This is a genomic window from Actinoplanes sandaracinus, assembly GCF_030009775.1.
In the GTDB taxonomy this organism is placed as follows: Bacteria; Actinomycetota; Actinomycetes; order Mycobacteriales; family Micromonosporaceae; genus Actinoplanes; species Actinoplanes sandaracinus.
Window position 1 is genome coordinate 259659 of the sequence record NZ_JASCTH010000010.1, and the last position, 24467, is coordinate 284125.

At 71.4% G+C, this 24467-nt stretch carries 24 protein-coding genes and 1 pseudogene; 13 read left to right on the forward strand and 12 right to left on the reverse strand.

The genetic code is table 11. From position 1 onward, the window contains the following. Positions 1 to 2: 2 nt before the first annotated feature. Genes QLQ12_RS17660 through QLQ12_RS17685 form a run of 6 tightly spaced genes read left to right on the forward strand, consistent with a single transcriptional unit; the run spans position 3 to position 5160 of the window. Positions 3 to 1649, forward strand: coding sequence for a thiamine pyrophosphate-binding protein (locus tag QLQ12_RS17660; RefSeq protein WP_282761197.1), 1647 nt, complete (start codon positions 3 to 5; stop codon positions 1647 to 1649). Positions 1650 to 1680: 31 nt separating this feature from the next. Beyond that, positions 1681 to 2112 (forward strand): nuclear transport factor 2 family protein, encoded by a 432-nt coding sequence (locus QLQ12_RS17665; protein ID WP_282761198.1) that lies wholly within the window; start codon positions 1681 to 1683, stop codon positions 2110 to 2112. Positions 2113 to 2132: 20 nt separating this feature from the next. Continuing rightward, positions 2133 to 2504, forward strand: coding sequence for a nuclear transport factor 2 family protein (locus QLQ12_RS17670; RefSeq protein ID WP_282761200.1), 372 nt, complete (start codon positions 2133 to 2135; stop codon positions 2502 to 2504). Positions 2505 to 2517: 13 nt separating this feature from the next. Then, entirely contained in the window at positions 2518 to 4110 is a 1593-nt protein-coding gene (locus tag QLQ12_RS17675; RefSeq protein WP_282761202.1) for a GMC family oxidoreductase, read from the forward strand. Further along, entirely contained in the window at positions 4103 to 4708 is a 606-nt protein-coding gene (locus QLQ12_RS17680) for a DJ-1/PfpI family protein (RefSeq protein WP_282761204.1), read from the forward strand. Before QLQ12_RS17675 ends, QLQ12_RS17680 begins: the two co-directional genes overlap by 8 nt. Next, positions 4705 to 5160 (forward strand): VOC family protein, encoded by a 456-nt coding sequence (locus tag QLQ12_RS17685; protein WP_282761206.1) that lies wholly within the window; start codon positions 4705 to 4707, stop codon positions 5158 to 5160. Before QLQ12_RS17680 ends, QLQ12_RS17685 begins: the two co-directional genes overlap by 4 nt. Positions 5161 to 5400: 240 nt before the next feature. Here the strand turns inward: QLQ12_RS17685 and QLQ12_RS17690 are convergent, their stop codons facing one another. Further along, positions 5401 to 5751, reverse strand: coding sequence for a nuclear transport factor 2 family protein (locus QLQ12_RS17690; protein ID WP_282761208.1), 351 nt, complete (start codon positions 5749 to 5751; stop codon positions 5401 to 5403). Between the two features lie 369 nt (positions 5752 to 6120). Here QLQ12_RS17690 and QLQ12_RS17695 point away from each other — a divergent pair, with 369 nt between their 5' ends. Together QLQ12_RS17695 and QLQ12_RS17700 are read left to right on the forward strand one after the other, a co-directional pair. After that, entirely contained in the window at positions 6121 to 6840 is a 720-nt protein-coding gene (locus QLQ12_RS17695; protein ID WP_282761210.1) for a type 1 glutamine amidotransferase domain-containing protein, read from the forward strand. A 118-nt stretch (positions 6841 to 6958) separates the two neighbouring features. Next, positions 6959 to 7264 (forward strand): putative quinol monooxygenase, encoded by a 306-nt coding sequence (locus tag QLQ12_RS17700; protein WP_282761211.1) that lies wholly within the window; start codon positions 6959 to 6961, stop codon positions 7262 to 7264. 63 nt (positions 7265 to 7327) lie between these two features. Here the strand turns inward: QLQ12_RS17700 and QLQ12_RS17705 are convergent, their stop codons facing one another. From QLQ12_RS17705 to QLQ12_RS17740, 8 genes are all read right to left on the reverse strand, one after another. Beyond that, positions 7328 to 9643 carry a CDGSH iron-sulfur domain-containing protein gene (locus QLQ12_RS17705; RefSeq protein ID WP_282761212.1) on the reverse strand — a complete coding sequence of 772 codons (2316 nt, stop codon included), beginning with the start codon at positions 9641 to 9643 and terminating at the stop codon, positions 7328 to 7330. Between the two features lie 337 nt (positions 9644 to 9980). Then, positions 9981 to 11138 carry an XdhC family protein gene (locus tag QLQ12_RS17710; RefSeq protein ID WP_282761213.1) on the reverse strand — a complete coding sequence of 386 codons (1158 nt, stop codon included), beginning with the start codon at positions 11136 to 11138 and terminating at the stop codon, positions 9981 to 9983. Then, the gene (locus tag QLQ12_RS17715) at positions 11131 to 11946 is read right to left on the reverse strand and encodes an FAD binding domain-containing protein (protein ID WP_282761215.1); all 816 of its coding nucleotides are present in this window, start codon (positions 11944 to 11946) and stop codon (positions 11131 to 11133) included. Before QLQ12_RS17715 ends, QLQ12_RS17710 begins: the two co-directional genes overlap by 8 nt. Beyond that, positions 11946 to 14342 carry a xanthine dehydrogenase family protein molybdopterin-binding subunit gene (locus tag QLQ12_RS17720; protein ID WP_282761216.1) on the reverse strand — a complete coding sequence of 799 codons (2397 nt, stop codon included), beginning with the start codon at positions 14340 to 14342 and terminating at the stop codon, positions 11946 to 11948. Before QLQ12_RS17720 ends, QLQ12_RS17715 begins: the two co-directional genes overlap by 1 nt. Then, on the reverse strand, positions 14335 to 14811 hold the full coding sequence (locus QLQ12_RS17725) for a (2Fe-2S)-binding protein (protein WP_282761218.1): 477 nt from the start codon (positions 14809 to 14811) through the stop codon (positions 14335 to 14337). Before QLQ12_RS17725 ends, QLQ12_RS17720 begins: the two co-directional genes overlap by 8 nt. A gap of 204 nt (positions 14812 to 15015) precedes the next feature. Then, positions 15016 to 17181: a xanthine dehydrogenase family protein molybdopterin-binding subunit gene (locus QLQ12_RS17730; protein WP_282761220.1), complete on the reverse strand. Its 2166-nt coding sequence runs from the start codon at positions 17179 to 17181 to the stop codon at positions 15016 to 15018. After that, entirely contained in the window at positions 17178 to 18182 is a 1005-nt protein-coding gene (locus QLQ12_RS17735; RefSeq protein ID WP_282761222.1) for an FAD binding domain-containing protein, read from the reverse strand. The genes QLQ12_RS17730 and QLQ12_RS17735 overlap by 4 nt, the downstream gene beginning before the upstream one ends. Then, complete coding sequence (locus QLQ12_RS17740; RefSeq protein WP_282761256.1) at positions 18179 to 18667, reverse strand: (2Fe-2S)-binding protein; 489 nt, start codon at positions 18665 to 18667, stop codon at positions 18179 to 18181. The genes QLQ12_RS17735 and QLQ12_RS17740 overlap by 4 nt, the downstream gene beginning before the upstream one ends. A gap of 515 nt (positions 18668 to 19182) precedes the next feature. Here QLQ12_RS17740 and QLQ12_RS17745 point away from each other — a divergent pair. Together QLQ12_RS17745 and QLQ12_RS17750 are read left to right on the forward strand one after the other, a co-directional pair. Next, the gene (locus tag QLQ12_RS17745) at positions 19183 to 20124 is read left to right on the forward strand and encodes a bestrophin family protein (protein ID WP_282761223.1); all 942 of its coding nucleotides are present in this window, start codon (positions 19183 to 19185) and stop codon (positions 20122 to 20124) included. Positions 20125 to 20128: 4 nt separating this feature from the next. After that, the gene (locus QLQ12_RS17750) at positions 20129 to 21388 is read left to right on the forward strand and encodes a cation:proton antiporter (RefSeq protein ID WP_282761224.1); all 1260 of its coding nucleotides are present in this window, start codon (positions 20129 to 20131) and stop codon (positions 21386 to 21388) included. A gap of 256 nt (positions 21389 to 21644) precedes the next feature. On the opposite strand, the gene QLQ12_RS17755 is transcribed toward QLQ12_RS17750, so the two are convergent. Beyond that, positions 21645 to 22160, reverse strand: a complete 516-nt coding sequence (locus QLQ12_RS17755; RefSeq protein ID WP_282761225.1) for a DUF309 domain-containing protein — start codon at positions 22158 to 22160, stop codon at positions 21645 to 21647. Positions 22161 to 22215: 55 nt separating this feature from the next. Further along, positions 22216 to 22446, reverse strand: coding sequence for a LuxR C-terminal-related transcriptional regulator (locus QLQ12_RS17760; protein ID WP_282761227.1), 231 nt, complete (start codon positions 22444 to 22446; stop codon positions 22216 to 22218). Positions 22447 to 22475: 29 nt separating this feature from the next. Between QLQ12_RS17760 and QLQ12_RS17765 the strand changes: the two genes are divergently transcribed. The 3 genes from QLQ12_RS17765 (at position 22476) to QLQ12_RS17775 (ending at position 24262) form a co-directional block, all read left to right on the forward strand. Then, the gene (locus QLQ12_RS17765; protein ID WP_282761229.1) at positions 22476 to 22643 is read left to right on the forward strand and encodes a hypothetical protein; all 168 of its coding nucleotides are present in this window, start codon (positions 22476 to 22478) and stop codon (positions 22641 to 22643) included. Positions 22644 to 22742: 99 nt separating this feature from the next. After that, the gene (locus QLQ12_RS17770; protein ID WP_282761230.1) at positions 22743 to 23930 is read left to right on the forward strand and encodes a cytochrome P450; all 1188 of its coding nucleotides are present in this window, start codon (positions 22743 to 22745) and stop codon (positions 23928 to 23930) included. 83 nt (positions 23931 to 24013) lie between these two features. Then, positions 24014 to 24262 carry a hypothetical protein gene (locus QLQ12_RS17775; RefSeq protein WP_282761231.1) on the forward strand — a complete coding sequence of 83 codons (249 nt, stop codon included), beginning with the start codon at positions 24014 to 24016 and terminating at the stop codon, positions 24260 to 24262. A gap of 78 nt (positions 24263 to 24340) precedes the next feature. Here the strand turns inward: QLQ12_RS17775 and QLQ12_RS47375 are convergent. Then, positions 24341 to 24467: pseudogene (locus QLQ12_RS47375) on the reverse strand (IS5 family transposase); the annotation flags it as partial.

Sequence of the window (24467 nt, forward strand, 5' to 3'; positions counted from 1 at the left end):
CGGTGGCCAGGACCGGCAAAGAGGCGATGATCGAACAGTTCCTCGCCGACGGCATCACCCACATGTTCGGCAACCCGGGAACCGTCGAACAGGGCTTCCTCGACGCCCTGGAATCCTTCCCCGACTTCCACTACATCCTGACGTTGCAGGAGACGGTGGCCGCCGGAGTCGCCGACGGGTACGCCCGGGCGACCGGCGGCCCCGCCGTGCTGCAACTGCACAGCGGCGTGGGCCTGGGCAACGGCATCGGCATGATGTACCAGTCCAAGCGGGGACACACCCCGCTGATCGTGATCGCCGGCGAGGCCGGCGTCGCCTACGACGCGATGGACGCGCAGATGGCGGCCGACCTGGTCGCGATGGCCCGGCCGGTCACCAAGTGGGCGACCCGGGTGGTCGACTCCCGTTCGCTGCTGCGGATCCTGCGGCGGGCCGTGAAGATCGCCATGACGCCGCCGCGTGGCCCGGTGTTCGTGGCCCTGCCGATGGACGTGCTGGACGAGCTCAACGACGAGCCGGTCACCGCGACCGTCATCCCGCACACCCGCACGCTGCCGCCGCCGGACCTGGTGGCGCAGGCGGCGGCGCTGCTGGCCGGCGCGCAACGGCCGCTGCTGATCGTCGGCGACGGCGTCACGGTCTCCGGCGCGGAGCCCGAGCTGGCCCGGGTGGCCGAGAAGCTCGGCGCCGACGTCTGGTACGCCGACTCCTCCGACGTGCAACTGCCCGCCGGGCACCCGCTCTCGCGCGGCGCCCTCGGCCACATGTTCGGGCCGGTCAGCCGGGCCGCGGTCCAGGCCGCCGACGCGGTCCTGGTGGTGGGCACCTACGTGTTCCCGGAGGTGTTCCCCGACCTGACCTCGCCGTTCGCCGAGGACGCGTCCATCGTGCACGTCGATCTCGACGCGTACGAGATCGCGAAGAACCACCCGGTGACGCTGGGCCTGGTGGCTGACCCGAAACCGACCCTCGCGGCGATCGCCGACGTGCTGGACCGGCTCCGCACCCCGGAACAGGACACGGCGGCGGCCGTACGGATCGAGGCCCGTCGAGCCGAGAAGACGGCCGCCGCCGCAGTCCCCGACGACACCCTGATCGCCGCGTTCCTCACCGAACTGGCGTCGCGGGCGCCGGCGGACCTGATGGTGTTCGACGAGGCGCTGACCGCCTCGCCCTACCTCACCCGGTACTTGCGGCCCAGCCTGCCCGGGCACTACCTGGTCACCCGGGGCGGCTCCCTGGGCGTCGGCATCCCGGGCGCGGTGGGCATGAAGATCGCGCACCCGGACCGGATGGTCGTCGGGTTCGCCGGCGACGGCGGCAGCATGTACACCTACCAGGCGCTGTGGACCGCCGCCCGGCACGATGTGCCGGCCGTCTTCGTGGTCTGCAACAACCACCGCTACCAGCTCCTGAACGCCAACATCGACGAGTACTGGCGCGAGCAGGGCATCAGCGGCCGCCCACACCCGCGGTCGTTCGACCTCGGCCACCCCGAGATCGACTTCGTCGGGCTGGCCCGGTCGCTCGGCGCCGACGGTCTGCGCGTCGACAAGTCCGAGCAGATCGCCGACGCCGTCGAGCGGATGCTCACCACCCGCCGTCCGCTGCTGATCGAACTGCAGACCGACGACACCATCGGCCGCTGAACCGCCGGCGACCCGAAAGGAAGGGCGCGACATGGCACTGACCGACGAAGGCATCCGCGAACTGGTCACCGAGTGGTACCGCGCGCTGGACCGGCACGACGAACTGGCCACGGTGCTGCCGTACCTGCTCGACGACGGCCTGGAGATGCGGTTCCCGGAGACGACCGCCCGCGGGCACGCCGGCTTCTCCGACTGGTACAAAGCCGTCACCAACCGCTTCTTCGACGAGGTGCACACCGTCACCTCGGTCGAGATCACGCACCTCGGCGAGCGCGACGCGACCGTGCGGGTCGTCGTCAACTGGCAGGCCAAGATCTGGAACCCGCCGGCCGCCAAGAGCGAATGGCTGGGCTTCGACGCCTACCAGACCTGGGAGCTCGTCGCGGCGCCCGGCGACGCGGTGAAGCTCAAGACCTACATCGTCGACCGGCTGGAGCCGATGCCCGGCTCCGGCTCCCTCTAGAGACTGCAAAGGAGACGACCGTGGACACCAGAGCCGTCGTCACGCGGTACTACGAGCTGGCCAACGCCGGGAACTGGGACGAGTGGTGCGACCTGTTCGCCGAGGACCAGGTGATGGACGAACAACTCGCCGGGCACGTCGAGGGCCGGGAGACGCTGCGCAAGATGATGGCCGGATTCCCCGGCATGTACGCGTCGTTCCAGAACAGCCCCAAGGAGATCATCGTGGAGAAGGAGCGGGCCGCCGTGGTCTCGCACATCTCCGCGGTCACGCCCGACGGCAACCGCATCGAGGCCGACGTGATGAACTTCTACCGGGTCTCCGGCGGCGTCATCGTCTACATGGCCAACTTCCACGACACGCAGCCGTTCCGCGCGGCGCTGGGCTCGTAGGGGAGCGGGCGCCGTGACGACACCCGAGGAATACGACTACGTGATCGTCGGAGGTGGCACCGCGGGATCGGTGCTCGCCAACCGGCTCAGCGAGAACCCCGGCACCAGGGTCCTGGTGCTGGAGGCGGGCAGCGACTTCGTGCCCGCCAACGTGGACGTCGCCCCGCTGTGGTTCACCCTGCTGGGCAGCACCGTCGACTGGGGTTACCAGACCGTCCCGCAGCCCGGCCTGGGCGGGCGCCGCGTCTACGAGCCACGGGGCAAGCTGCCCGGCGGCAGCAGCAACCTCTACATCATGATGCACGTCCGCGGGCACCCCTCGGACTTCGACAACTGGGCCTACCAGGGAGCGGCCGGCTGGTCCTACGCCGACCTGCAGCCGTACTTCGCGCGGCTGGAGTCGCAGGAGGACCAGACCGATCCGCGGATCGGCACTAGCGGCCCGCAGACCGTGACCAACGCGGGGCGGCACGACCCCAACCCGATGTCGCAGGTCTTCATCGACGCCTGTCGCGAGCTGGGCCACCGCGAGGTGCCCGACTTCAACGGCCCGGAGATGATCGGTACGGGCTGGCACCACATCGACGTCAAGGACGGGGAACGCCGCGGGGTGCTCAAGTCGTACCTCGAACCGGTCCTGGACCGGCCCAACCTGACGCTGCGCACCGACGCGTACGCGATGAACCTGGTCTTCGAGGGCACCCGCTGCGTCGGCGTCCGCTACCAGCAGCAGACGCCGCCCGCCCCGCCGGCGGAGGGCCGGCGTCTCAGCGGCGCCACCCCCGCCGAGCCGGGGGTGCGGGTGGTGCGCTCCACCGCCGAGACGATCGTCTGCCTGGGCGCCATCGAGTCGCCCAAGCTGCTCCTGCTCTCCGGCCTGGGCGGCGCCGAGCAGTTGCGCAGCTATCGCCTGCCGGTGGTCGCCGACCTGCCCGGGGTGGGGGAGAACTTCCACAACCACGTGCTCACCGGCCTGATCGCCGAGACGGTCGAACCGGTACCGCAGGGCCGGCAGAACCTGTCGGAGTCCGCGCTGTTCGCGCGCTCGCAGCCCGGGATGCTCGCGCCCGACCTGCAGCTCGCCTTCGTGCACGTGCCGTTTGACATCATCGTCGGCCAGCAGCACCCCAACGCGGTCTCGATCCTGCCCGGCGTGGTCCGCCCGCAGTCGCGCGGCACCATCCGGCTGGCCTCGACCGACCCGCTGGTCGCGCCGCTGATCGACCCCAACTATCTCGGCGACCAGGCGGACGTGCGCCGCATGGTGGAGGCCGTGAAGATGTCGCGCGACATCTTCGCCTCGTCCGCGTTCAAGGGCCATCTCAAAGGTGAGCTGATGCCCGGCGCGCAGGTCCGCACGGACGCCGAGATCGAGCAGTTCGTCCGCGAACGCGCGGACTGTTACCACCACCAGGCCGGTTCGTGCCGGATGGGCATCGACGACCTCGCCGTGGTCGACCCCCAGTTGCGGGTGCGCGGCGTGGAGGGCGTCCGGGTCGTCGACGCCAGCGTCATGCCGGCCGTGCCCTCGGGCAACTGTCACACGGCGATCGTCGCGATCGCCGAGCGCGCCGCTGACCTGATCAAGGAGGCCGGTCATGGCTGACGTGACCCTGCGGGAGGGCCCGCTGTCCGGAACCCGGATCGCGGTCCTCATCGAGAGCGATTTCTTCGAGCCGGAGATTCACTACTACCAGCGCCGGTTCGCCGAGGAAGGCGCCGAGGTGCATTTCCTGACCCGCCTCTGGGGCCAGGACTCGATCACCTTCCTCGGGCACGAGTGGCGGGCGCCGTTCTCCGCCCACCAGAGTCTGGAATGGATCGACGACGACACCCTGCGTTCGTACGCCGCGGTCATCGTCCCGTCCGGGATGGTCTCCGACCGGCTGCGCTACACCGAGGACGTCAACCAGCTCGCGCCGGCGGCCGAGTTCGTCCGCCGGGCGTTCGCCGAGCCGGGAATCCTCAAGGGCGTGATCTGCCACGGTTTCTGGCTGCTGGCCTCCATTCCGGAGACCATCCGGGGCCGCAAGGTGGTCTGTCACAACAACCTGGTCGGCGACGTCCGCAACATGGGCGCCGAGTACGTCGACGCGGACGTCGTGGTCGACGGCGACGACCTGGTCACCGGCCGCACCGGCATGCACGCGCACCTGTTCGCCCGGCAGATCATCGACATTCTCATCGACCGGGGGCGGCGGTGAGCGCGCCGCAGACCACCATACGCTGGTCGCACATCGCCCTGAACTGCCGTGACCAGGCCGCCACCGAGGCGTTCTACCAGCGGCTGTTCGGGTTCCGGCGGGCCCGCGTGGTGTCGCTGGACCACGGCGAGATCGTCTTCCTGCGGCAGGGCGAGGTGTACCTCGAACTGTTCTCGTCCGCGGCGCCGTCGCGGGTGCGCGGCGCCGCCGACGGGCCGCCGGACCCGGGCATCATCCGGCACCTGGCGTTCCAGACCGACGACCTGGACGGCTTCCTGGAGGCGGCCGCCGGCGTCCCGGTCTCGCTCGGGCCGCTGAGCTTCGACGACTTCATCAAGGGCTGGCGCAGCGTCTGGCTGACCGACCCGGACGGCCTGGTCGTCGAGGTCAGCGAGGGCTACCGCGACGACGACCACCTCGCGCGGCACGCCGCGGCCCACGAGCACGGCTGAGCACGGTTCTCCGCGGCGGGGGGGGGGGGGGGGGGGGGGGCCCCCCCCCCCCGGGGGGAGGGGGGCGGAGGAGGGGGGGGGGGGGAGGGTGCCCGGGGGGCCGTCACCCCGTCGGGGCCCCCCCCCCGCTTCCTGGTGTACGGCCGCTTCTCGGTGTGCGGCCGCTTCCTGGTGTGTGGCCGCACGGCAACGGCCCCGGAGGATGTCCTCCGGGGCCGGGACGTGCGCGAGGGGCGTGGCTCAGGACTCGAACGGGCGCTCGATGAACGCCGCGCTCTGCCGCTTGATCAGGCCGTCCTCGAAGTACATCGTGCCGACGGCCCAGACCAGCTTGCCGCCCAGTCGCTCGGACGCCTGGTACACCAGGACGTCCTCGGTGACCTTCAGCGCGGCCAGATCGCCGACCTCGGGGTTCTCCTTCAGGTAGCCGTCGAACATCTCCTTGATCTGCTGACGGCCACGCGCCACGTAGTCGAACCGGACGAAGACGGCGTCCTCGGCGTAGCGGTTGGCGATGGTCTGCGTCTCGCCGGCCTGCAGCAGCTGGACCTGCGTGATCAGGAAGTCGTCGGCGATGGTGGTCGTGGCCATTGCGGTCTCCTTCTAGGGATGACGCCTGAACGTTCGGTGGTCGCATTCATACGGTCCACCGAATCGAATGGACAAATGATATCGTCCGAGCGGGGGAGCGGTTATCCCGCTGCGAATGTCGACGTCTACATCGTCAGGTCCGGGCGGGCTTTACCGCCGGCGGGCGACGGTTGCGCAGGGTATGAGGTACCCGGAGTTCCCCGACGTACTTCGTGAATACCGGCCTTGACACCGGATGCGGGCCGGAGAATATGCTCTCCATTGAGCCCGTGGTGTTCGCGGAGCCGGGCCGGGAACAGTTTCCCAGGTCGTCCAGCCTTTGCGAAACAATGAAAGGACGTGGCCCAAATGCCCACCATTCTTGTGTTGATGACGAAGTCGAAGAGCCTCGGTCTGCTGGACGGTCAGCAGCACGCGTCCGGATTCTGGGCCGAGGAGTTCGTCGTTCCCTACGAGGCTTTCGTCGCGGCCGGATTCACCGTCGACGTCGCCACCATCGGCGGTGTGCGCCCGACGCCGGACGCCGGCAGCCTCGACCCGCGCACCATCGGCTACACCCGCCCGCAGGGCTCGCCGGACAACGACGAGGCCAACGCCGCGCACTGGCGCGAGGCCGTCGAAACCATCGAAGTGCTCCAGAAGCCGGCCAACGTGAGCGACCTGACCAGGGAGAAGCTGGCGGCGTACGACGGCGTCTACATCAGCGGCGGGCACGGCGCCATGGACGACCTGCCCCACGACCCGGACATGACCCGGGTCGTGCGCTGGATCCTCGAACTCGACAAGCCCCTCGCCGTGGTGTGCCACGGCCAGTCGGCCCTGCTGCCGCTGCGTGACTCGCACAGCCGCTGGCCGCTGGAGGGATACCGGATGACCGCGTTCTCCCACGACGAGGAGATGGTCACCGACATGGCCGGAAAACTGCCGTTCGTGCTCCAGGTGGAACTGGAGCGGCTCGGTTCGAAATACGAGAAGGCGCCGGTGATCTGGGGTTCCTGCGTGGTCGAGGACCGCAACCTGATCACCGGTCAGAATCCGTACTCGTCGACCGCTCTCGCCGAGACCTTCATCAAGCGCCTGGGTGGATAGTGACGCCCTGTGCGGAAGCGATTCACATGTGATTTCGGGCGCGTGACCGGTTATTGTCGACCGGGTACGCGCCCGATGTGCGCCGGTGCCCGGCGCCGATCGAACAGGAGCTGATCGCATGATCGTCGAATACATCCGTTACCGGATGACGGAAGAGACAACCGACGATCTCCTGAAAGCCTACGAACAGGCCTCGGAACCGCTTCTGCAGTCTCCGCACTGCCTGTCGTACGAGGTTTCCCGGTGCGCCGAGGAACCCACGGTGGTCGTCGTCCGGATCGAATGGGACTCGGCCGAGGGGCACCTCGAGGGATTCCGTAAAAGCGCGGAGTTCCAGCGGTTCTTCGTCCTGGTGAAGCCGTTCTTCCAGCAGATCGAGGAGATGCGTCACTACGACGTCGTGGTGAGCCACACGCGTTCCTGAGACGACGACTTCGGTGAGGACTGACGATGCGGGGCCCGCCAGGCGGGCCCCGCATCGTCGATGTCAGGCCGGTTTGCCGGCGTCCACCCAGCGGCTGAAGACGGCCACCTTCTCCGGAGCCCAGGCGCCGTCGCAGGGCATGGACCCGTTCTGCAGGCGGTGCAGGATGGCGTCGGCGTGCTGCTGGACGTCCTCCACGGCCCACAGGTCGAAGACGAACTTCATCGAGTTGCGGTCCTGAGCGCGGAACAGCTTCTTGATGTGCTGCTCGAAGGAGAGCTCCACGTCATCGCCGGGCAGCTCCACCTCCTCCTCGACCACGGCCGGCGCCAGCGCGGAGATGCGGGCCGCCGGCGTGGCGTCGCACACCCACCACCAGCGGGGCACCGTCATGCCCGCCGGGGGGCGCGCGTCCTGTTGCGAGTTCTCCACCGCGATCCGGGTGCCCCACTCGATGTAGGCGATGAAGGCGGCCCGGAACTCGGGGTCGATGGGCAGGCCGGCCTCGTCGGCCGCCTGGCTCATCAGGGCCGCCCAGCGGGACCGTTGCTTCTCGGTCAACCGCTTGCCGACGTGCTCCGAGATCATGTGCGAGTAGCCGCCGTGCCGCTCGGAGTAGTTCGGCGGGCCGCCGAACACCTCACTCAGCCACGCCGCGACATGCTCCGGGTGACCCGGGTTCATGTCGGCGAACAGCCGGCTGAGCTCCGGGTCCTGCGGGGCGTACTTCGAATAGAACAGGTTCGTCATCCGGCGGAACGCCGGTAGCCCGCCGGCCCACTCGAAGATGGTGGGCTCGTAGTCCTCCGGGTGCACCGGGTCGTGGAAGTCCACGTACCAGTGCATGCCGCTGCAGAACGGCTTGTTCTGCGACTGCCCGCACCGGCAGAGGCTGTAGTGCTCGTGCGAGGCGCCGGCGTTGCGCGGGTGGTCCTCGCCCTGGCGGCCGGTCAGAGCGATGCCGCCGGTCACGCGGTAGGGGCCGTCCTTGGAGATCTCGATAGCCGGCGGGCGGTCCGGGTCGACGACGTCGCGGATCTCGTTGTCGCCGATCGCCATGCTCAGCGCCCCGGACGGGCAGGCCCGCACCGCCTGGGTGATCTCGTCGAACCGGCCGCCGCTGGGCAGCACGAACGGTTCCTCCCGCAGCCGGAACACCGACGACAGCCGGTCGGTGCAGAACCCCGAGTGCGCGCAGGTGCCGCGGTTGTCGAAGATGGTGGCCTGCAGGCCGCGGTAGGTGTCGCGCTGGTCGGGGATCCGCTTCGGGCTCTTGGCGCCGGTGAAGCCGGTGCGGGCGTGGGCGCCGTCGCAGTACGGCTTGGTCTGCGAGGCGCCGCAGCGGCAGAGCGCCACCTGCGGGGGCATGGAGATCGTGACGCCGAGCCAGTCATGGATGTCGTCGACGTTGGTCACCAGATAGGGCCCGTCGGGTGCGGGCTCGATGCCGGGCGGCGCGGCACTCTGCAGGCGGCGCAGCTCGGCGATCCGCTCCAGCCGGTTGCCGGGACCGTCGGCCGGCGCCAGCCGGCAGGCGAGATCCTGCAGGGCGGCCACGGCCTCCAGCATCTCCGCGGGCTCACCGGGGGAGGGCCGCAGCCCGGTGGCCTCCCGGGCCAGCCGCCAGATCTCCTCGTCGACCGGCGTGCCGTCGGCGGCGGATCCGTTCCCGGCCGGGCGGTCCGGGGCGGCGGGCAGCCGCGTCAGCGTCTCGCCCAGCGGCCGCAGGACCGAGTCGAACAGCCGGCGGACGGTCCACGCCAGGTCGGCCGTGCCGTCGGCGTCCTCGCCGGCCCGGGCCAGCCGGGCCAGCAGGGTCTGGAGCAGCCGCCAGCCGTCGGCGGCGATCGTGTCGACCGCGGCGGCGTCGGAGGCCAGCGTGCCCGCGGCCGCCGGGGCGACGGCGGGGCGGACCGGATCGAAGGCCGCGTCTCCGGCCGTGGCCGCGAGATATTCGGCCTCGACAGCGGCCAGGCCGGCGCCGGGCTCATCCGGCGCCAGCAGGGAGAGGGCCCCGGCCGCGGGAACAGATTCATGATCGAATTCGGCCGCCGGCCGCTGCAGTCGCCGGATCAATTCGAGGGAGAATGACGGGCGTTCGGCAGTCGGCGGAAATGAATACGAAACATTGACGTGATTCGAGTCGGCCGAGAGCCCCGCCGCCTTGATCAAATAGTGCATCGAGGCCGACAGGAGCTGCGCTTTCCAGTTGCGGACCGCGGTGACCTGGACGTCGGTCAGGCCACCCTCGCCTGCGGAGGACTTGAGTGAAGCGCTCGCGGACCAGCAGCTCACGGCCGACTCCAGCATCGTGCCGAGGGTGTCCTGCCTGCTGGCGGAGGTGTCGTGGGTCATGCTGATCGAGCTTTGATCGGTCACTTCTCATCCCCCGCGTGAAGTGGGCTGCCGCCAGATGAGTGGGCACCGGAATCGCCTGGGCATAGGCAATGCCACGGCGCAATTCTGGCCGGTCCGACCCTAGCATGCAAGGTGCGGACATTGGCCGGCCCCGGAGTCCGGATAAGAACTCCATGTAAACAGAATGAATACGGATGGCGTACTGATGTCAGATCTTCGACAGCATTGCTGAATGTGTCGTGACCTGCAGTTTCGCCGGTGCCCGCGCATTGTTCCCGCGCGCGGCACGGCCGGTGGCCGGCCCGGGCTTTCGGCTCATAGCTGAACGCCCGGGTCCGGTCGCCGGCCGGCTGTGCCGTCAACCCGCCAGCGCCCGCACCGGCCGCGCCCCGGCCGGGTCCGGCGTCTCCGGGCCCGCGCCGTGGATGGCGCCGCGCAGCAAGGACAGCCGGGCCCCGGTGCCACCGCGGGACAGCGCGACGATCTCGGCGACGATGCTGACCGCCGTCTCCGCCGAGTCGACGCCGCCGAGATCCAGGCCGATCGGAGCGCTGACCCGGTCGAGCGCGCTCACGTCGGCGCCGTCGGAGACCATCCGGTCCCGCAGATCGCGTTGCGCCCGCCGGGAACCCAGCACCCCGACGTACGCCAGCGGCAGCTCCGTCGCCACCCGCAGCGCCGGCACCGCGGTCCGGGCCTCGTGCGTCATCACGCAGACCACGTCGCGGCCACCGAGCCGACCCGCGTCCGCCTCCGCCCGCAGGTACACGTCGGGCCACCCGACCACCACCTCGTGCGCGCCCGGGAACCGCCGTGCGGTGGCGAACACCGGGCGAGGGTCGCACACCGTCACGTGATAGCCGAGAAAGGCGCCCATCCGCGCCACCGCCGCCGCGCCGTGCGCGCTGCCCAGCACCAGCATCCGCGGCGCCGGCGCCCAGGTCGCCACGAAGAACCGGGCGGCGCTCGACCGGCTGGGCCGTACCAGGCCGCGGCGGTCCTCGGCGAGCATCCGGCGGGCCTGGCGCACCAGCGTGTCGCGCAGCCGCCCGGGCGCCGGCCCGCCGGTGGCGCCGTCGGCGGTGACCACCAGGCGGGTGCCCGCCCGGTGCGCCCCGGCGCCCTCGACACAGGTGACCAGAGCGACCGGGACGCGCCCGGCGATGGCGGCGGCCACCCGGCCGAACTCCGGGAACGAGACGCGGTCGACGCGCTCGACATAGACGTCGAGCTGCCCGCCGCACGGCCGGCCGACCGCGAAGACGTCGTCCGGGGACGCGGCGAAACTGCCCGTGCGGGGCTCGCCGTCGGTGGCCGCCTCCCGCGCCAGGTCGTAGACGGAGGCCTCCACACAGCCGCCGGACACGCCGCCGGAGACCGTGCCGTCCGGGCCGACCGCCATGACGGCGCCCACCGGCCGCGGTGATCCGCCGGTGGTCGCCACCACGGTCGCCAGGCCGGCCGGGCCGGCGTCGCCGGACCACCAGGCCAGCAGGTCGTCGAGCACCTCACGCATCGCGGGACCCGGCGCGGCGGATCGCGGCCCCGATCAGCGTCCTGGTCAGATGCGCCCGGTACGCGGCCGACATGACGTCGTCGTCGACGAACCGAGAATCCGGCCCGACGTCGATCCCGGCGCCCTCCGCGCCGGCCGGCAGATCGGCCAGCAGCGCCGGCCACCGGGTCGCCCCGGTCACCGCGACCCGCGCCGGCCCGCCCGCCGCCGGCACGCTGACCGCCACGCCGACCAGCGGGGCCAGGGTGGCCCGGTCGGCGCGGCGCTCGTACGCCGTCCGCCAGCCCGCGACCGGGGCCGGCAGGTTCACCGCGACGACGATGTCGGCGGTGGCCAGATCCGGCCCGTTCAAAGTGTAGAAATGGGTCATCGCGACGGTGCGCGCCCCGGCCGGCCCGATGACGTCGAGGGTGGCGTCGTACACCAGCAGGGCGGCCGCCAGGTCGGACGCGGTGAAGTGGTCGACGAGGGCGCCGCCGACCGTGCCGCGGTTGCGGACCTGCGGGTCGGCGATCGCCCCGGCGGCCTCGGACAGCGCCGGATACCGTTCGGGCAGTCCCGGCACGTCGGCGAGCTGGGTCAGCGTGGTCATCGCCCCGATCCGCAGGCCGCCGCCCGGCGATTCGGCCACGCCCTGCAACTCGGGGATACGCCGCAGGTCGACGATGCGTGGCGGGGCCAGCCGGCCCAGCTTCATCGCGGTCAGCAGCCCCTGCCCGCCGGCCAGCGGCCGGGTGCCCGGCAGCCCGAGGTCGGCGATCGCCTCGCGGCTGGTGACCGGCGCGGTGTAGTCGAATCTGGACAGCATCACTGGGCCTCGCTCCGGCTCGTGGTGGCGGCGTTCATCGCCCGCCACACCGTCTCCGCGGTCAGCGGCATGTCGATGTGCTGCACCCCGAACTCCGCCAGCGCGTCACAGACCGCGTTCGTCACCGCGGCCGCGGTCGGCACGGTGGCCGCCTCGCCGGCGCCCTTGGCGCCGAGCGGGTTGTGCGGGGTCGGGGTCTCCATCCGGTCCAGCTCGAAGAACGGCACGTCGGCGGCGCGTGGGATGGCGTACCGGTCCAGGTTGGCGGTGAGCAGGGCGCCCGTCTGGTCGTACTGGGCCACCTCCATCAGCGCCTGGCCCACGCCGTGCACGATGCTGCCCTCGATCTGCCCGTCGACGACCAGCGGGTTGCCCACCGGGCCGACGTCGTTGACCGCGATGTAACGCACCAGCTCGACGTCGCCGGTGACCTCGTCCACCTCGACGACCGCGATGTGCGCGCCGTACGGGTAGTTGAAGTCGGCCGGGTCGAACGTGGTGGTGACGTCGATCGCCGGTTCCATGCCGGGCGGCAGGTCCCAGCCGTACCAGAGGGCCATGGCCATGTCCTGGAACGTCTTGGTCTTCTCCGGGTCGCCCTCGACGAGGACCGAGCCGTCCCGGAACACGACGGCGGAGTCGTCGACGCCGAACATGTGCGCCGCGGCGAGCCGCATCTTGTCGGTCACCTGGCGCGCGGCGATCTGGACCGCCGGGCCGCCGACGCTGTAACTGCGGCTGCCGTAGGTGCCCTGGCCGTACGGCGCCTTGGTGGTGTCGGAGTGCAGCACCTGGACGGAGTCCACGGCTACGCCGAACTCCTGCGCGACGATCTGCGCGAAGGTCGTCTCGTGGCTCTGCCCGGTGCCGGTGACGCCGATGGTCAGCGTGACCTCGCCGGTCGGGTGCACCCGGATGTTCGCGCTCTCCCACGAGCCGCCGAGCATGCCCTCCTTGGCGATCCGGGGCGACGGGCCCACCCCGCACACCGCCACGAAGGTGGAGATGCCGACGCCGAGCAGCTTGCCCCGGGCGCGGGCGGCGCGCTTGGCGGCCTCCCGGTCGGCGTAACCGGCCATCTCCAGAGCCCGTTCCAGGGCGGCGCCGTAGTCGCCGGAGTCGTACAGCCAGCCCATCCGGTTGTCGAACGGCTGCTGCTCCGGGCGCACCATGTTGCGCCGCCGCACCTCGGCCGGGTCCATCCCGATCGTCGCGGCGAACCGGTCGACCAGGCGCTCGATGAGGAACGTCGCCTCGGCCCGGCCCGACCCGCGCTGGGCGCCGAGCGGAACCGTGTTGGTGAACGTCGCGAACACCTCGCAGAACGCGTGCTCGATGTCGTACGTGCCGGTGATGCTGCGCCCCATCAGCGCGGTCGCCACACCGGGGCCGATCGTCGACGGGTAGGCGCCGAGGTTGGCGTAGCTGGTGCACTTCAGCGCGGTGATCTTCCCGTCCCGGGTGCCGGCGATGCTGGCGTACTGCCGGTGGTCGCGGCCCTGCACGGTGGAGCACATCAGGCCCTCCCGGCTGTCCTGCCACTTGACCGGCCGGCCCAGCTCCTTGGCGAGGAACAGCACCAGCGGCATGTCCGGGTAGAGGTAGCCCTTGGTGCCGAAGCTTCCGCCGATCTCCGGCGCGACCACCCGCAGCTTGTTGAACGGGATGCCCAGCACCAGCGCGGACAGCAGGAACCGGTGGTTGTGCGGCGACTGGGTGGTCGCGTAGAGGGTGTACTCGCCGGTCAGCGGGTCGTAGTCGCCGACCGCCGCGCGCGGCTCCAGCGGACTGTTGATGGTGCGCCGGTTGTGCAGATCCAGCTTCACCACCACCTCGGCCTCGGCGAGCGCCGCCTCGGTGCCGTCGGCGTCCCCGCACGTCCACCGGGCGTTGAGGTTGCCGGGAACCGCGTCGTGCAACTGCGGCGCGCCGTCGGCGAGGGCCTGCTCGGGAGTGATGACCGCCGGCAGCACCTCGTAGTCGACCCGGATCGCCCGGGCCGCGTCGGCCGCCTGCGCCCGGGTCTCGGCCACTACGGCGGCGACCGGCTCACCGATGAACCGCACCCGGCCGGTGGCCAGCGCGGTGCCCGCCCCCGGCAGTCCGTACGGATGCGGCGGGAAGTGGCTCTCCACCCCGCCCGGCACCCAGATGCAGGGCAGCGGCATCAGGTGGCCCTCCAGGTCCGCGCCGGTGACGATCCGCAGGACGCCCGGCATGGCCTGCGCCTCGGTGACGTCGATGCCGCGGATGGTGGCGTGGCCGTGCTCGCTGCGCAGGAACTCCATGTGGACCGTGCCCGGGAGGGCGATGTCCGCCGTGTACTGCCGTTCCCCGCGCAGCAGGGCGGGATCCTCGCGGGGCTTCAGGCCGGCCCCGAACACACGCTCAGACATCGTTGCGACCGCCGTTCTGTCCGGTGAGCGCCAGCGTCGCCCGCACGACGCTCTGGTAGCCGGTGCAGCGGCACAGGTTGCCGGCCAGGCCGCACCGGATCTCCTGCTCGGTCGGCGCCTTGTTGGTGGCGAGCAGATCCTGCAGCGCCAGCACCATGCCGGGGGTGCAGTAACCGCACTGGACGCCGTGTTCGGCCCAGAGCGCCTCCTGCAGGTCGGTCAGGCCGGTCTCGGCGTTGGCGCCCTCGATGGTGGTGACCCGGGTGCCCTCGGCCTGCACGGCCAGCATCGAGCAGCTCTTCACGGCGCGGCCGTCGAGCAGCACCGTGCAGGTCCCGCACTGGCCGGTGTCGCAGCCCACCTTGGTGCCGGTCAACTTCAGGTCGTCGCGGATCAGGTCGACGAGCAGGGTTCGCGGTTCCACCGTGGACTCGACGGATCGATTGTTGACGGAAAGGGAAATTCGCATCCGGACCTCCCAGAGCATGAGCCGCGCGCCGCCCTCCGGCGGCGGAACGCCGTGACGGGCGGCTGGCGCGGGTGAATGGGGCGACGCTACCGCCGGGGACCCTGGTCGCCGGGGCCCCCGGCAAGTCCGGTGCAGGCCACGGCAACTTCGCCGGGGGTCTTCGTCAAGTTCCTGATCGACGACAGTGCAGAGGCCGCACGGACGTCACCGCACGAGCTCGGCGGGGCTGATCGGCAGCGACCGGACCCGTACCCCGGTGGCATGGAAGACGGCGTTGCCGATGGCCGGCGCCATCCCGGTGATGCCGATCTCGCCCAGGCCGCGGCAGCCCAGCGGGTTGAAGGCCAGGTCCGGCGCGCCGATCCAGGAGACGTCGATCGCGGGTACGTCGGCGTTCACCGGCACCAGATATCCACCCAGGTCGGCGTTCACCGGCAGCCCGTGCACCGGGTCGTAGATCAGGTTCTCGTGCAGGGCCTGCCCGATGCCGAAGATGATCGCGCCGATGAACTGGCTGCGCGCGGTCGTGGCGTTCAGGACCCGGCCCACGTCGAAGACGCTGACCACCCGGGACACCCGGATCCGGCCGATCTCCGGCCGCACCCGCACCTCGACGAAATGGGCGCCGAACGACTGGTACGCGAACTCGCCGTCCCGCAGGAACAGCGGGCTGGTGCTGGCCTCGGCCGTCAGGGTGGCCCCGGGGACCTCGGCGAGCAGGTCGCCGTCCGCCATGTTCGGCCGGCCGCCTGCCAGCCGGGCGAGCTGGACGCGGATGTCGAGGCAGGCGTCGCGGACCGCCGGGGCGGTGCTGACGGTCAGGCTGGACCCGCCGGTCTGGGCGCTGGGCGGCAGGCCGGTGTCGCCGAGCTCCACCGTCACCCGCTCGACCGGGAGGCCGAGGCCCTCGGCGGCGGTCATGGCGAGCATCGTGTACGCCCCGTTGCCGACCTCGCTGCCCGACGTGGACACGGTGGCCCGCGGCCCACCGGCCGTGCCGCTCAGACGCACCCGTGCGGTGGCGCCGAACCGCCAGCCCGGGTAGGTCGCCGTCGCCATGCCCCAGCCGATCAGGTCGGGGCCGTCCCGCAGGGACCGCGGGGCGTCCGGGCGGCGGTCCCAGCCGAACCGGCGTGCGCCCTGCTCGTAGCACTCCAGCAGGTGTTTCGAAGACCACGGGAGGTCGTGGTGCGGGTCACGGCCGGCGTGGTTGCGCCGGCGCAGCTCCAGCGGGTCGGCGCCGACCTCGTACGCCAGCTCGTCGAGGGTGCTCTCCAGCGCCCACTGGCAGGTCGCCTCGCCCGGCGCGCGCATCCAGCCGGGCGCCATCACGTTGAGCCGGGCCGACTCGTGCGTCGCCGAGTATGCCGGCACGTCGTAGAGCAGCCGTGACATCGTGCTGGTCGGCTCGTGGAACTCGCTCGGGTTGCCGTCCTCGTTGACCGCGGCGTGCGTGCGGGTGTCGTGCCGCAGCACCGCCAGCGACCCGTCCGGCCCGGCGCCCACCCGCATCCGCTGCACGGTCTCCGAGCGGTGGCCGACGTTGGTCAGCACCTGCTTGCGGGTCAGCACGATCTTCACCGGCCGGCCGATCCGCCGGGCCGCGAGCGCGGCCAGGATGGTGTGCGAGCCGGTGGCGATCTTCGAGCCGAACATGCCGCCGACGTACGGCGCCCGGACCCGCACGGCTTCGGGCGCCAGGCCGAAGGCGGCGGACAGCACGGCCTGGTCGCCGCGGACCCACTGGGTGGAGTCGTGGACCAGCAGCGTTTCGCCGTCCCACTCGGCGACCGTCGCGTGCGGCTCCAGGGCGCAGGGGTGGTTGTTGGGTGAGGTGTAGGTGACGTCCAGGCGCACCGGCGCGTCCGCCCACGCCGTGTCCGGGTCGCCGCGGCTGATCTGCATCGGCTCGCCCATCACCTGCTCGGGCCGGCTCACCACGGTGGCGTCGTCCAGCGCGGTGGCGAACGGCGCGGTCTCGTAGCGGGCTCGTACCAGTGACGCGCCGTACTGCGCCTGTTCCAGCGTCTCGGCGACGACCAGGGCGATGTACTGACCCCAGCGATGGATCGTGTCGTCGGCCAGCGGCGGGCGGGCCTCCGGCGGCCAGCCGTCGTACCGGGTGCCGTCCGGCAGCTGCCCGAGCCGGCCGCGGTTGGCCGGGGTGAGGACCAGCAGGACGCCGGGCGCCGCCGAGGCCGCCGCGGTGTCCAGGCCGGTGACCCGTCCGCTGGGGACGGTCGCGCCGACGAGGACGGCGTGGGTGAGCCCGGGCGGGTGGTGGTCGGCGGTGTACAGGGCCTGCCCGGTGACCTTGGCCCGCCCGTCGACCCGTACGTGCGCCGGGCTGTTCTCCTGTGTGGTGGTCATGATGACGGCTCCTCGGTTGGGCGGCTCGCCAGGTCGGTCAGGGCGGTGATCAGGGTCTGCTCGGCGAGCCGCACCTTGAAGGCGTTGCCCGCCAGCGGGCGGGCGCCGGCGAGTGCCTCGGCCGCCGCGCCGGCGAACCGTTCGGTGGTGGCCGGCCCGCCGATCAGCGCCTCCTCGGCGGCGTGGCTGCGCCACGGGCGGGTCGCGACACCGCCGAGCGCGATCCGTGCCGCGGTGACGACCCCGTCGGTGATCTCGAGGGCGACCGCCGCCGATGCCAGGGCGAACTCGTAGCTGGTGCGGTCGCGCACCTTCAGATAAGCCGACCGGCGGGCCGCCGGCAGGTCCTCGACGACCAGCCCGGTGATCAGCTCGCCGTGTTCCAGCACGGTCTCGACGTGCGGGGTGTGGCCGGGCGCGGTGTGCAGCTCGGCGAAGTCGATGACCCGGGTGGCGCCGTCGGGGCGGACCGTGTGCACCGTGGTGTCCAGCATCGCCAGGGCGGTGCAGGCGTCCGAGGGGAAGACCGCGATGCAGTCGTCGCTGCCGCCGAGCACGGCATGGTCGCGGTTGACGCCGTTCAGCGCGCTGCAGCCGGTGCCGGGCTCGCGTTTGTTGCAGGCCGACTGCCCGTCCCGGAAGTAGGTGCAGCGGGTGCGCTGCAACAGATTGCCGGCGATCGTGGCCATGTTGCGCAGTTGCGGGGACGCTCCCGCGAGCAGCGCCTCGGCGAGCACCGGGCAGCGCTCCCGCACGGCCGGGTGCACGGCGACGTCGCTGTTGGAGGCGGTGGCGCCGATCCGGATCCGGCCCGGCTCGGCGACGATGCCGCCCAGCGGCAGGTCGCGCACGTCGACCAGCAGATCCGGGGTGATCACGTCCAGTTTGAGCAGGTCGACGACGGTGGTGCCGCCGGCCAGGAAGGCCGCGCCGGGCCGGTTCGCGACGCGCCGGACGACCTCATCGATCGCCGTCGCGCGCTCGTAGGTCAGAGGTCTCATCGGGCGCCGTCCTGCCCGGCCATCGCCCTGGTCACGGCCGCGACGATGTTCGGGTACGCCCCGCAGCGGCAGATGTTGCCGCTCATCCGTTCGCGGATCTCGTCGCTGCTGAGCCGGGCGGCCGGCCCCTGTTCGGTCTTGATCTCGTCGAGCAGTGCGATGGCCGACATGATCTGTCCCGGCGTGCAGAACCCGCACTGCAGGGCGTCGCAGGCGAGGAACGCCTCCTGGACCGGGTGCAGGGCGCCGTCGGACGGCGTGACGCCCTCGATGGTGCGGATGTCGTCGTCGGTGTGGGCCACGGCCAGGCTGAGGCAGGCCAGCACCCGGCGGCCGTTGATGTGCACCGTGCACGCGCCGCACTGGCCGTGGTCGCAGCCCTTCTTCGTGCCGGTCAGTTGCAGATGTTCCCGCAGGGCGTCCAGCACGGTGGTCCGGGCGTCCACCGGGATCATGTGCCGGACGCCGTTGAAGTGAAGTGACATCCCGCTGGGCGGGCGCTGTGTGGCGACGGGTTTTTGATCGACGGACGTCGGTATCGGATCGGTCATCGGCCGACCTTTCTCTGGCGACTGCCGGATTGATTGCCGCATTGATCGCGGCCTTCCGCGACGCCGGCCGATACGGTGGCGTGCGGTCCTCGCCGGACATTACCGCACTCCAGCCGTTCGCGGACCGAGTGATGTTTATCAATTCATTTCCGGGTTCGCCGGACCGCGCAGATGCATGTGCACGTGTCCTCATGATCGCGCCATGTCCTGAGATATGTGCAGCTAGACGCCGTTAGGCGAAGGCTTTTCGGCATTCTGAGGAATCATGATCAGTGCGGCCGCCCTACTCTTTCCGACATGCGGCGCCGCACTTCGTTAAATTAGCCCGGGGATGTCCTCAGGCCGATCCGGCCGGCGCACATTAATAGATGTTCGCGGTAGCACTTTTTCTGGCGTGGAAGGTTCGCGTTGCGCAATTATCGACGAGTCGTCGGACGATAGGAGTCGCCGTGCTGGTCAAGCGCAATCTCTCGCCGCTGAGGGTGGTGGGCTATGTGTGGCGGCCGACCCTCTACGCCGCCGCGGTGTCCGTCGCCGTGCTCGCGCTGCGGCTCGCCCGCCCGGACGACCGGTGGTACCGGCTGCCGTTCGCCCCGATCGGGACGCTGGCGGCGGCCCTCGCCATCGTCGTCGCCTTCCGTGCCAACGCCTCCTACCAGCGATGGGCGGAGGCGCGCACCCTCTGGCAGGGCATCACCAACAACTCCCGGATCCTCGCCCGGCAGGTCATCGCGGCGACCGGGGACGCGATCACCGCAGGCAAGGGCGGGCCCCCGCCGGACGTGCTCGCCTTCCAGCGCGAGGTGGTCCTGCGGGTCGTCGCCTTCGCCCGGGTGCTGCGGGCGGAGTTGCGCGGCACGGAGACGACCGAGGGCCTGGACCGATTCCTGGCGCCCGCCGAGCTCAAGCGGATCGAAGCAGCGGAGAACGGCTCCAACATGCTGCTCACCGACATCGGCATCATGATCAAGGCGGGTGTGCGCGCGGAGCGGATCGGGCAGTTCGACCCGATCGTCCTGGAGCCCAACCTCGCCGCCCTCAACAACTGGGCCGGAGGAGCGGAGAAGATCAAGACGACGCCGATCCCGCGGCAGTATTCCTTCTTCTCCCGGGCCTTCATCGCCACCCTCACCACCCTGCTGCCGTTCGGCCTGGTGGGCCAGCTCGACGGCGTGCTGCTGTGGTGGCTGGTGCCGCTGTCCACGATGACCTCGGCGCTGTTCATCCTGCTGGAACGCACCAGCGAGGTGAACGACCAGCCGTTCGCCAACGCGGTGACCGACATCCCGATGACGGCGATCTGCCGGACCATCGAACGGGACCTGCGCGAGATGCTGGGCGACACCAGCCTGCCCGCGCGCCCCGTACCGGTCGACGGCTACCTGTGGTGAGCCGGTGACCCCGGCCGAACTGCTGCCCCGCCTCCTGCTGGCGGTGGCCGTGATCCTCATGGCCGGCTGGATCGTCTCCGGCCCGTTGCGGCGGCTCGGGCAGCCCACCGTGGTGAGCGAGATGCTCGCGGGCATCCTGCTCGGACCGTCGCTGCTCGGCCTGCTGGCGCCGGGCGTCATGCGGGCGGTCTTCCCGCCCGAGGCGCTGCCGGTGCTCTACGTGCTCGGCCAGATCGGCCTGGTGCTCTACATGTTCCACGCCGGGCACACCTTCGCCAGGCACCGGACCGGCCGTCTCACCGGCGCCGCCGGAGCCGTCTCGGTGGCCGGGGTGGTGGCGCCGCTGGCGCTCGGCGTGCTGCTGACGCTCACCGCGGGCGACGCCGTCGGGCTCCCGGCCGCGGGCGGCTCCCCGGGCGTGGCGGCGGCCTTCGTCGGCGTGGCCCTGGCCATCACCGCGTTCCCGATGCTCGCCCGCATCATCCTGGACCGCGGCGACGAAGGCCGCCGCCACGGCACCCTGTCGCTGGCCAGCGGCGCGCTCGACGACCTCATCGCCTGGATCCTGCTGGCCGGGGTGCTCGCCCTCGCCTCCGGCGAAGCCGGCCCGGCCGCCCTCGCCGTCGGTGGCGCGGTGCTGTTCGCGCCGCTCATGTGGTTCGGCGGACGCCGGGCGGCGGCGTCGCTGATGACCACCGGCCGGCTCGACGACCGCGGGCGCCTGCTGTGCACCGTGGCGCTGCTGTTCCTGACCGCCGTCTACACCGACACCATCGGCCTGCACGCCGTCTTCGGCGCCTTCACCCTCGGCGCTCTGACGCCGCCGTCCGAACGCGCCGACCGGGTCATGAACGCGGTCTCCCCGGTCGCGGGAACCGTGCTGCTGCCGCTGTTCTTCACCTACACCGGCCTGCGCACCGACATCGGCATGATCACCGATCCGGCCGCGCTGCTGTTCACCGTCGCCTGCGTGGCGCTCGCCGTCGCCGGCAAGTTCGGCGCCTGCTGGGTCGCGGCACGACTCTGCGGCGAACCGCAGGGCGTCGCGCTCCGGGTGGGCGCGCTGATGAACGCCCGGGGCCTGATGCAGCTGATCGCCGTCAACGCCGGGTTGGAGGCGGGCATCGTGACTCCCGCGCTGTTCACCGTGCTGGTCACGGTCGCACTGGTCACCACCCTGATGACCACCCCGCTGCTGACCCGGATCGACGCCCGCGAACGACGTGCCGCGCCCGCCCCGCTCCACGACCGGGCCGGCCGCTGATCCGCCGGGCCCGGCCCGTCCACGAGCCACACCTGCACGGCTTCGCCGATTGGGTGCGCCGGGCGGCATACGCCCACATGCTCTGACCTGCACGGCTTCGCCGATCCGGTGCGCTGGGCGGCGTACGCCCACGTGCCCTGACCCGACTGCCGGAGGCCGTCCAGGCTCCCACGCCATCGGCCTCGCGGTCCGCGAGCGATCAAGCCGCCCCGGGCGCCGCGTCCGTCGGGGGTGGAGCCGGGCGCCGGGAGCCCCGTCACGCGATCAGGCGTGGCGCCAGATCCTCCTCGGCGATCGCGCCGCTGTGCTCGCCGATGCGCGCGGCCAGTCCCCGGGCCCAGGTGGTGAGGGCCCCGACCGGGACGCCGTGGGGTGCGGCGGCGGCGTACGGCTCGATCCGATCGGCGGCGCGGGTGAGCAGCCGGACCGCGCCGACAAGGTTGCCCCGCCGCAGGTGGGTGACACCGACCGCCAACTGGGCCAGCCCTTTCCACAGCTCACGCGTCTCGTCGCCGGCCGCCTTCCACGCGCCCTCGAGGACCTCGTGGGCGTGGAACGGGCGTCCGGCGGCCAGGAGCCGCTGCGCCTCGGTGAGCGCCTCCGCGGGGGACAGGACGATGTCCTCGGGTGTCGTCGGCACGCCGGCCAGGCCTCGCGGCAGCGGGCGGCCCAGCCCGTCGCGAGGCCGGGCGTTGCGGGCCCGCCCGGCGGCGTCGCGCTCCCGGGGAACGAGGTGGCGGTCCTCTGCCGGGACCGGCGGATCGGAAGCCATGACCCCATGGTCGCAGCCCGCCCTGCCGGGTGCGGCACCCGGGGCCCGGCCGGTATCACCCGGCCGGCTCGGCGTCGTGGACCAGGCGGGCCACCCGCACCCGGTTAGTGACCTCCAACTCGGCGAACACGCTGCCGACGTGCGTCTTCACGCCTGCGACGCCCAGGCGCAGGGCCCGGCCGATCTCGGGATTCGTCAGGCCCCCGCTTACCGCGACGGCCACCTGTCCGTCGCCTGCCTCGTCCACCACGGTGACGCCGGGCGCCGGCGAGAACGCCGGATACATCGTTGACGCCAAGCTCCGTATCGCGCTCGATGGGATCGGTATCGCTCGATGAGATCCGGTATGCCGACGACGGTGTCGGCGGCTATGTCACCTCCGGCGGTGCTCGGCGTCTGTGGCGCGACTGGCACGCGGCTGAGGGGCAACTGCGGGCCACCCGGTTCCGATACACATTGCCCGCCGGAGCGGAGACGATCTAGACGGATGCCGGGTGCTCCGCCGCCCGCGAGCCGTTCGGCGCGCTCGCGGGTCGACCGGGGCGGGCATGATGGGAGACGGTCGGGAGAGGAGGGACGGGAATGGATTCTCAAGCCGCGCTGGCATCGCTGTTCGCGCCGGAGGGACGGCGCGATCCGTACCCCGCCTATGACGTGTTGCGCGCCCACGCGCCGCTGTTCCAGGCACCGGACGGCAGCTGGTTCGTCACCACGCACGCGCTCACCAACCGCCTGCTGCGGGATCCGAGCGTGCGGGTCGCGGACAGCGCCGACTACGACGGATTCTGGCCGGACTGGCGGCAGAACCGGGGTGTCGCCTCGATCGTGCTGTCGATGTTGCAGACCAACCCACCCGACCACACGCGGGTACGCCGTACCGCCGCGGCCGTCTTCACCGCCCGGCGGGTCGCCGCGCTGCGTGACGTGATCGCCGAGCAGGCCGCCGACCTGATCCGGGCGATGCCGGGCCGCACCGATTTCGTGAGTGCGTTCGCCTATCCGCTGCCGATCGCGGTGATCTGCGCGCTGCTCGGGGTCGCGGACTCCGACCGGCTCTGGTTCCGGCAGCGGGCCGCCGACCTCACCGCGGTCCTGGAGCCGATCAGCACCGAGGACGAGATGCGGCGTGCCGATGTGGCCGGCCGCGAGCTGGAGAACTATTTCATCGGCCTGATCGCGGAGCGGCAAAAGGCTCCGCAGGACGATCTGACCAGTGCGCTCGCCGCCGGCGACTCCGGGCTCTCCGGCGCGGAACTGCTGGCGAACCTGGTGTTGCTGCTGGTCGCCGGGTTCGAGACGACCACCAACCTGCTCGGCACCGGGCTGCGGATCCTGCTGGAGCATCCCGCCCAGGCGGACCGGTTGCGCGCCGACCCGGAACTGGCGCCCGCCTTCGTCGAGGAGATCCTGCGGTACGACTCGCCGGTGCAGCTCACCAACCGATTCACCAGCCGGCCGCTGGATCTCGGCGACGGGCACCGTCTGCCGGCCGGCGCCACGTTGAACATCCTGCTCGGTTGCGCCAACCGCGACCCGGCCCGCTATGCCGACCCGCACCGGTTCGACCCGGACCGGCCGAACATCCAGCCGGTGTCGTTCGGTGGCGGCGCCCATTACTGCCTGGGGGCGCCGCTCGCCCGGCTGGAGGCGCAGATCGCGTTCCCGCTGCTGCTGACCATGCTGCCCGGGCTGGCGCTGGCGGGCGAGCCGCGGCTGCGTGACCGGCTGGTCCTGCGCGGCTTCGCCGAAATGCCGATAACCACCGGCTGACCGGCCGGGCGATCGGGGTATCGCCGTCCCCGCCGCTGTCCACAGATCTACGGCGCGGGGATCGCTGAGCGGATGGACAAGCGTTGTCGCGACTGCAGGATCTACTCGCGTTGGTGCCACCGCCCCCGGTGCGCCCTCGCGTCGAGGTCGACTGGAATCTTGTAGAAGCAGCGATCGGTGTACGCCTGCCCGCCGACTACAAGAGCCTCGTCGGAATCTACGGTGCGGGACGGTTCGACCGGTTCCTCACCGTCTACCAGCCTGTGACGCCGTTCCTGAGCACCGAACTCGCGTACCAGGCCAGACGGAAGACCGAAATTCTGGCTCACTGATGGCTTCGGGCTTCGAGGCACAAACCGGCTGAACCGGTATCGCCGCTGGTGAAGCGGGATGCTCTGAGTGCCCTTGACCTAGGCCGTGTTTCGTAATGGGCGTAGCCATTGGTTGATGACGGCGATGGTGACGGTGGCTTCGTAGCGGACGGCGAGCTTGTCGTACCTGGTAGCCATCGCCCGATGCTGTTTGAGCTGGTTGATG

Excerpts from the sequence above, each read along its gene's own strand:
- QLQ12_RS17665 (WP_282761198.1), top strand. The coding sequence starts at position 1,681 with ATGGCACTGACCGACGAAGGCATCCGCGAACTGGTCACCGAGTGGTAC.
- QLQ12_RS17680 (WP_282761204.1), top strand. The coding sequence starts at position 4,103 with ATGGCTGACGTGACCCTGCGGGAGGGCCCGCTGTCCGGAACCCGGATC.
- QLQ12_RS17690 (WP_282761208.1), bottom strand. The coding sequence starts at position 5,751 with ATGGCCACGACCACCATCGCCGACGACTTCCTGATCACGCAGGTCCAG.
- QLQ12_RS17695 (WP_282761210.1), top strand. The coding sequence starts at position 6,121 with ATGACGAAGTCGAAGAGCCTCGGTCTGCTGGACGGTCAGCAGCACGCG.
- QLQ12_RS17700 (WP_282761211.1), top strand. The coding sequence starts at position 6,959 with ATGATCGTCGAATACATCCGTTACCGGATGACGGAAGAGACAACCGAC.
- QLQ12_RS17710 (WP_282761213.1), bottom strand. The coding sequence starts at position 11,138 with ATGCGTGAGGTGCTCGACGACCTGCTGGCCTGGTGGTCCGGCGACGCC.
- QLQ12_RS17715 (WP_282761215.1), bottom strand. The coding sequence starts at position 11,946 with ATGCTGTCCAGATTCGACTACACCGCGCCGGTCACCAGCCGCGAGGCG.
- QLQ12_RS17720 (WP_282761216.1), bottom strand. The coding sequence starts at position 14,342 with ATGTCTGAGCGTGTGTTCGGGGCCGGCCTGAAGCCCCGCGAGGATCCC.
- QLQ12_RS17725 (WP_282761218.1), bottom strand. The coding sequence starts at position 14,811 with ATGCGAATTTCCCTTTCCGTCAACAATCGATCCGTCGAGTCCACGGTG.
- QLQ12_RS17730 (WP_282761220.1), bottom strand. The coding sequence starts at position 17,181 with ATGACCACCACACAGGAGAACAGCCCGGCGCACGTACGGGTCGACGGG.
- QLQ12_RS17735 (WP_282761222.1), bottom strand. The coding sequence starts at position 18,182 with ATGAGACCTCTGACCTACGAGCGCGCGACGGCGATCGATGAGGTCGTC.
- QLQ12_RS17740 (WP_282761256.1), bottom strand. The coding sequence starts at position 18,667 with ATGTCACTTCACTTCAACGGCGTCCGGCACATGATCCCGGTGGACGCC.
- QLQ12_RS17755 (WP_282761225.1), bottom strand. The coding sequence starts at position 22,160 with ATGGCTTCCGATCCGCCGGTCCCGGCAGAGGACCGCCACCTCGTTCCC.
- QLQ12_RS17760 (WP_282761227.1), bottom strand. The coding sequence starts at position 22,446 with ATGTATCCGGCGTTCTCGCCGGCGCCCGGCGTCACCGTGGTGGACGAG.
- QLQ12_RS17765 (WP_282761229.1), top strand. The coding sequence starts at position 22,476 with ATGGGATCGGTATCGCTCGATGAGATCCGGTATGCCGACGACGGTGTC.
- QLQ12_RS17770 (WP_282761230.1), top strand. The coding sequence starts at position 22,743 with ATGGATTCTCAAGCCGCGCTGGCATCGCTGTTCGCGCCGGAGGGACGG.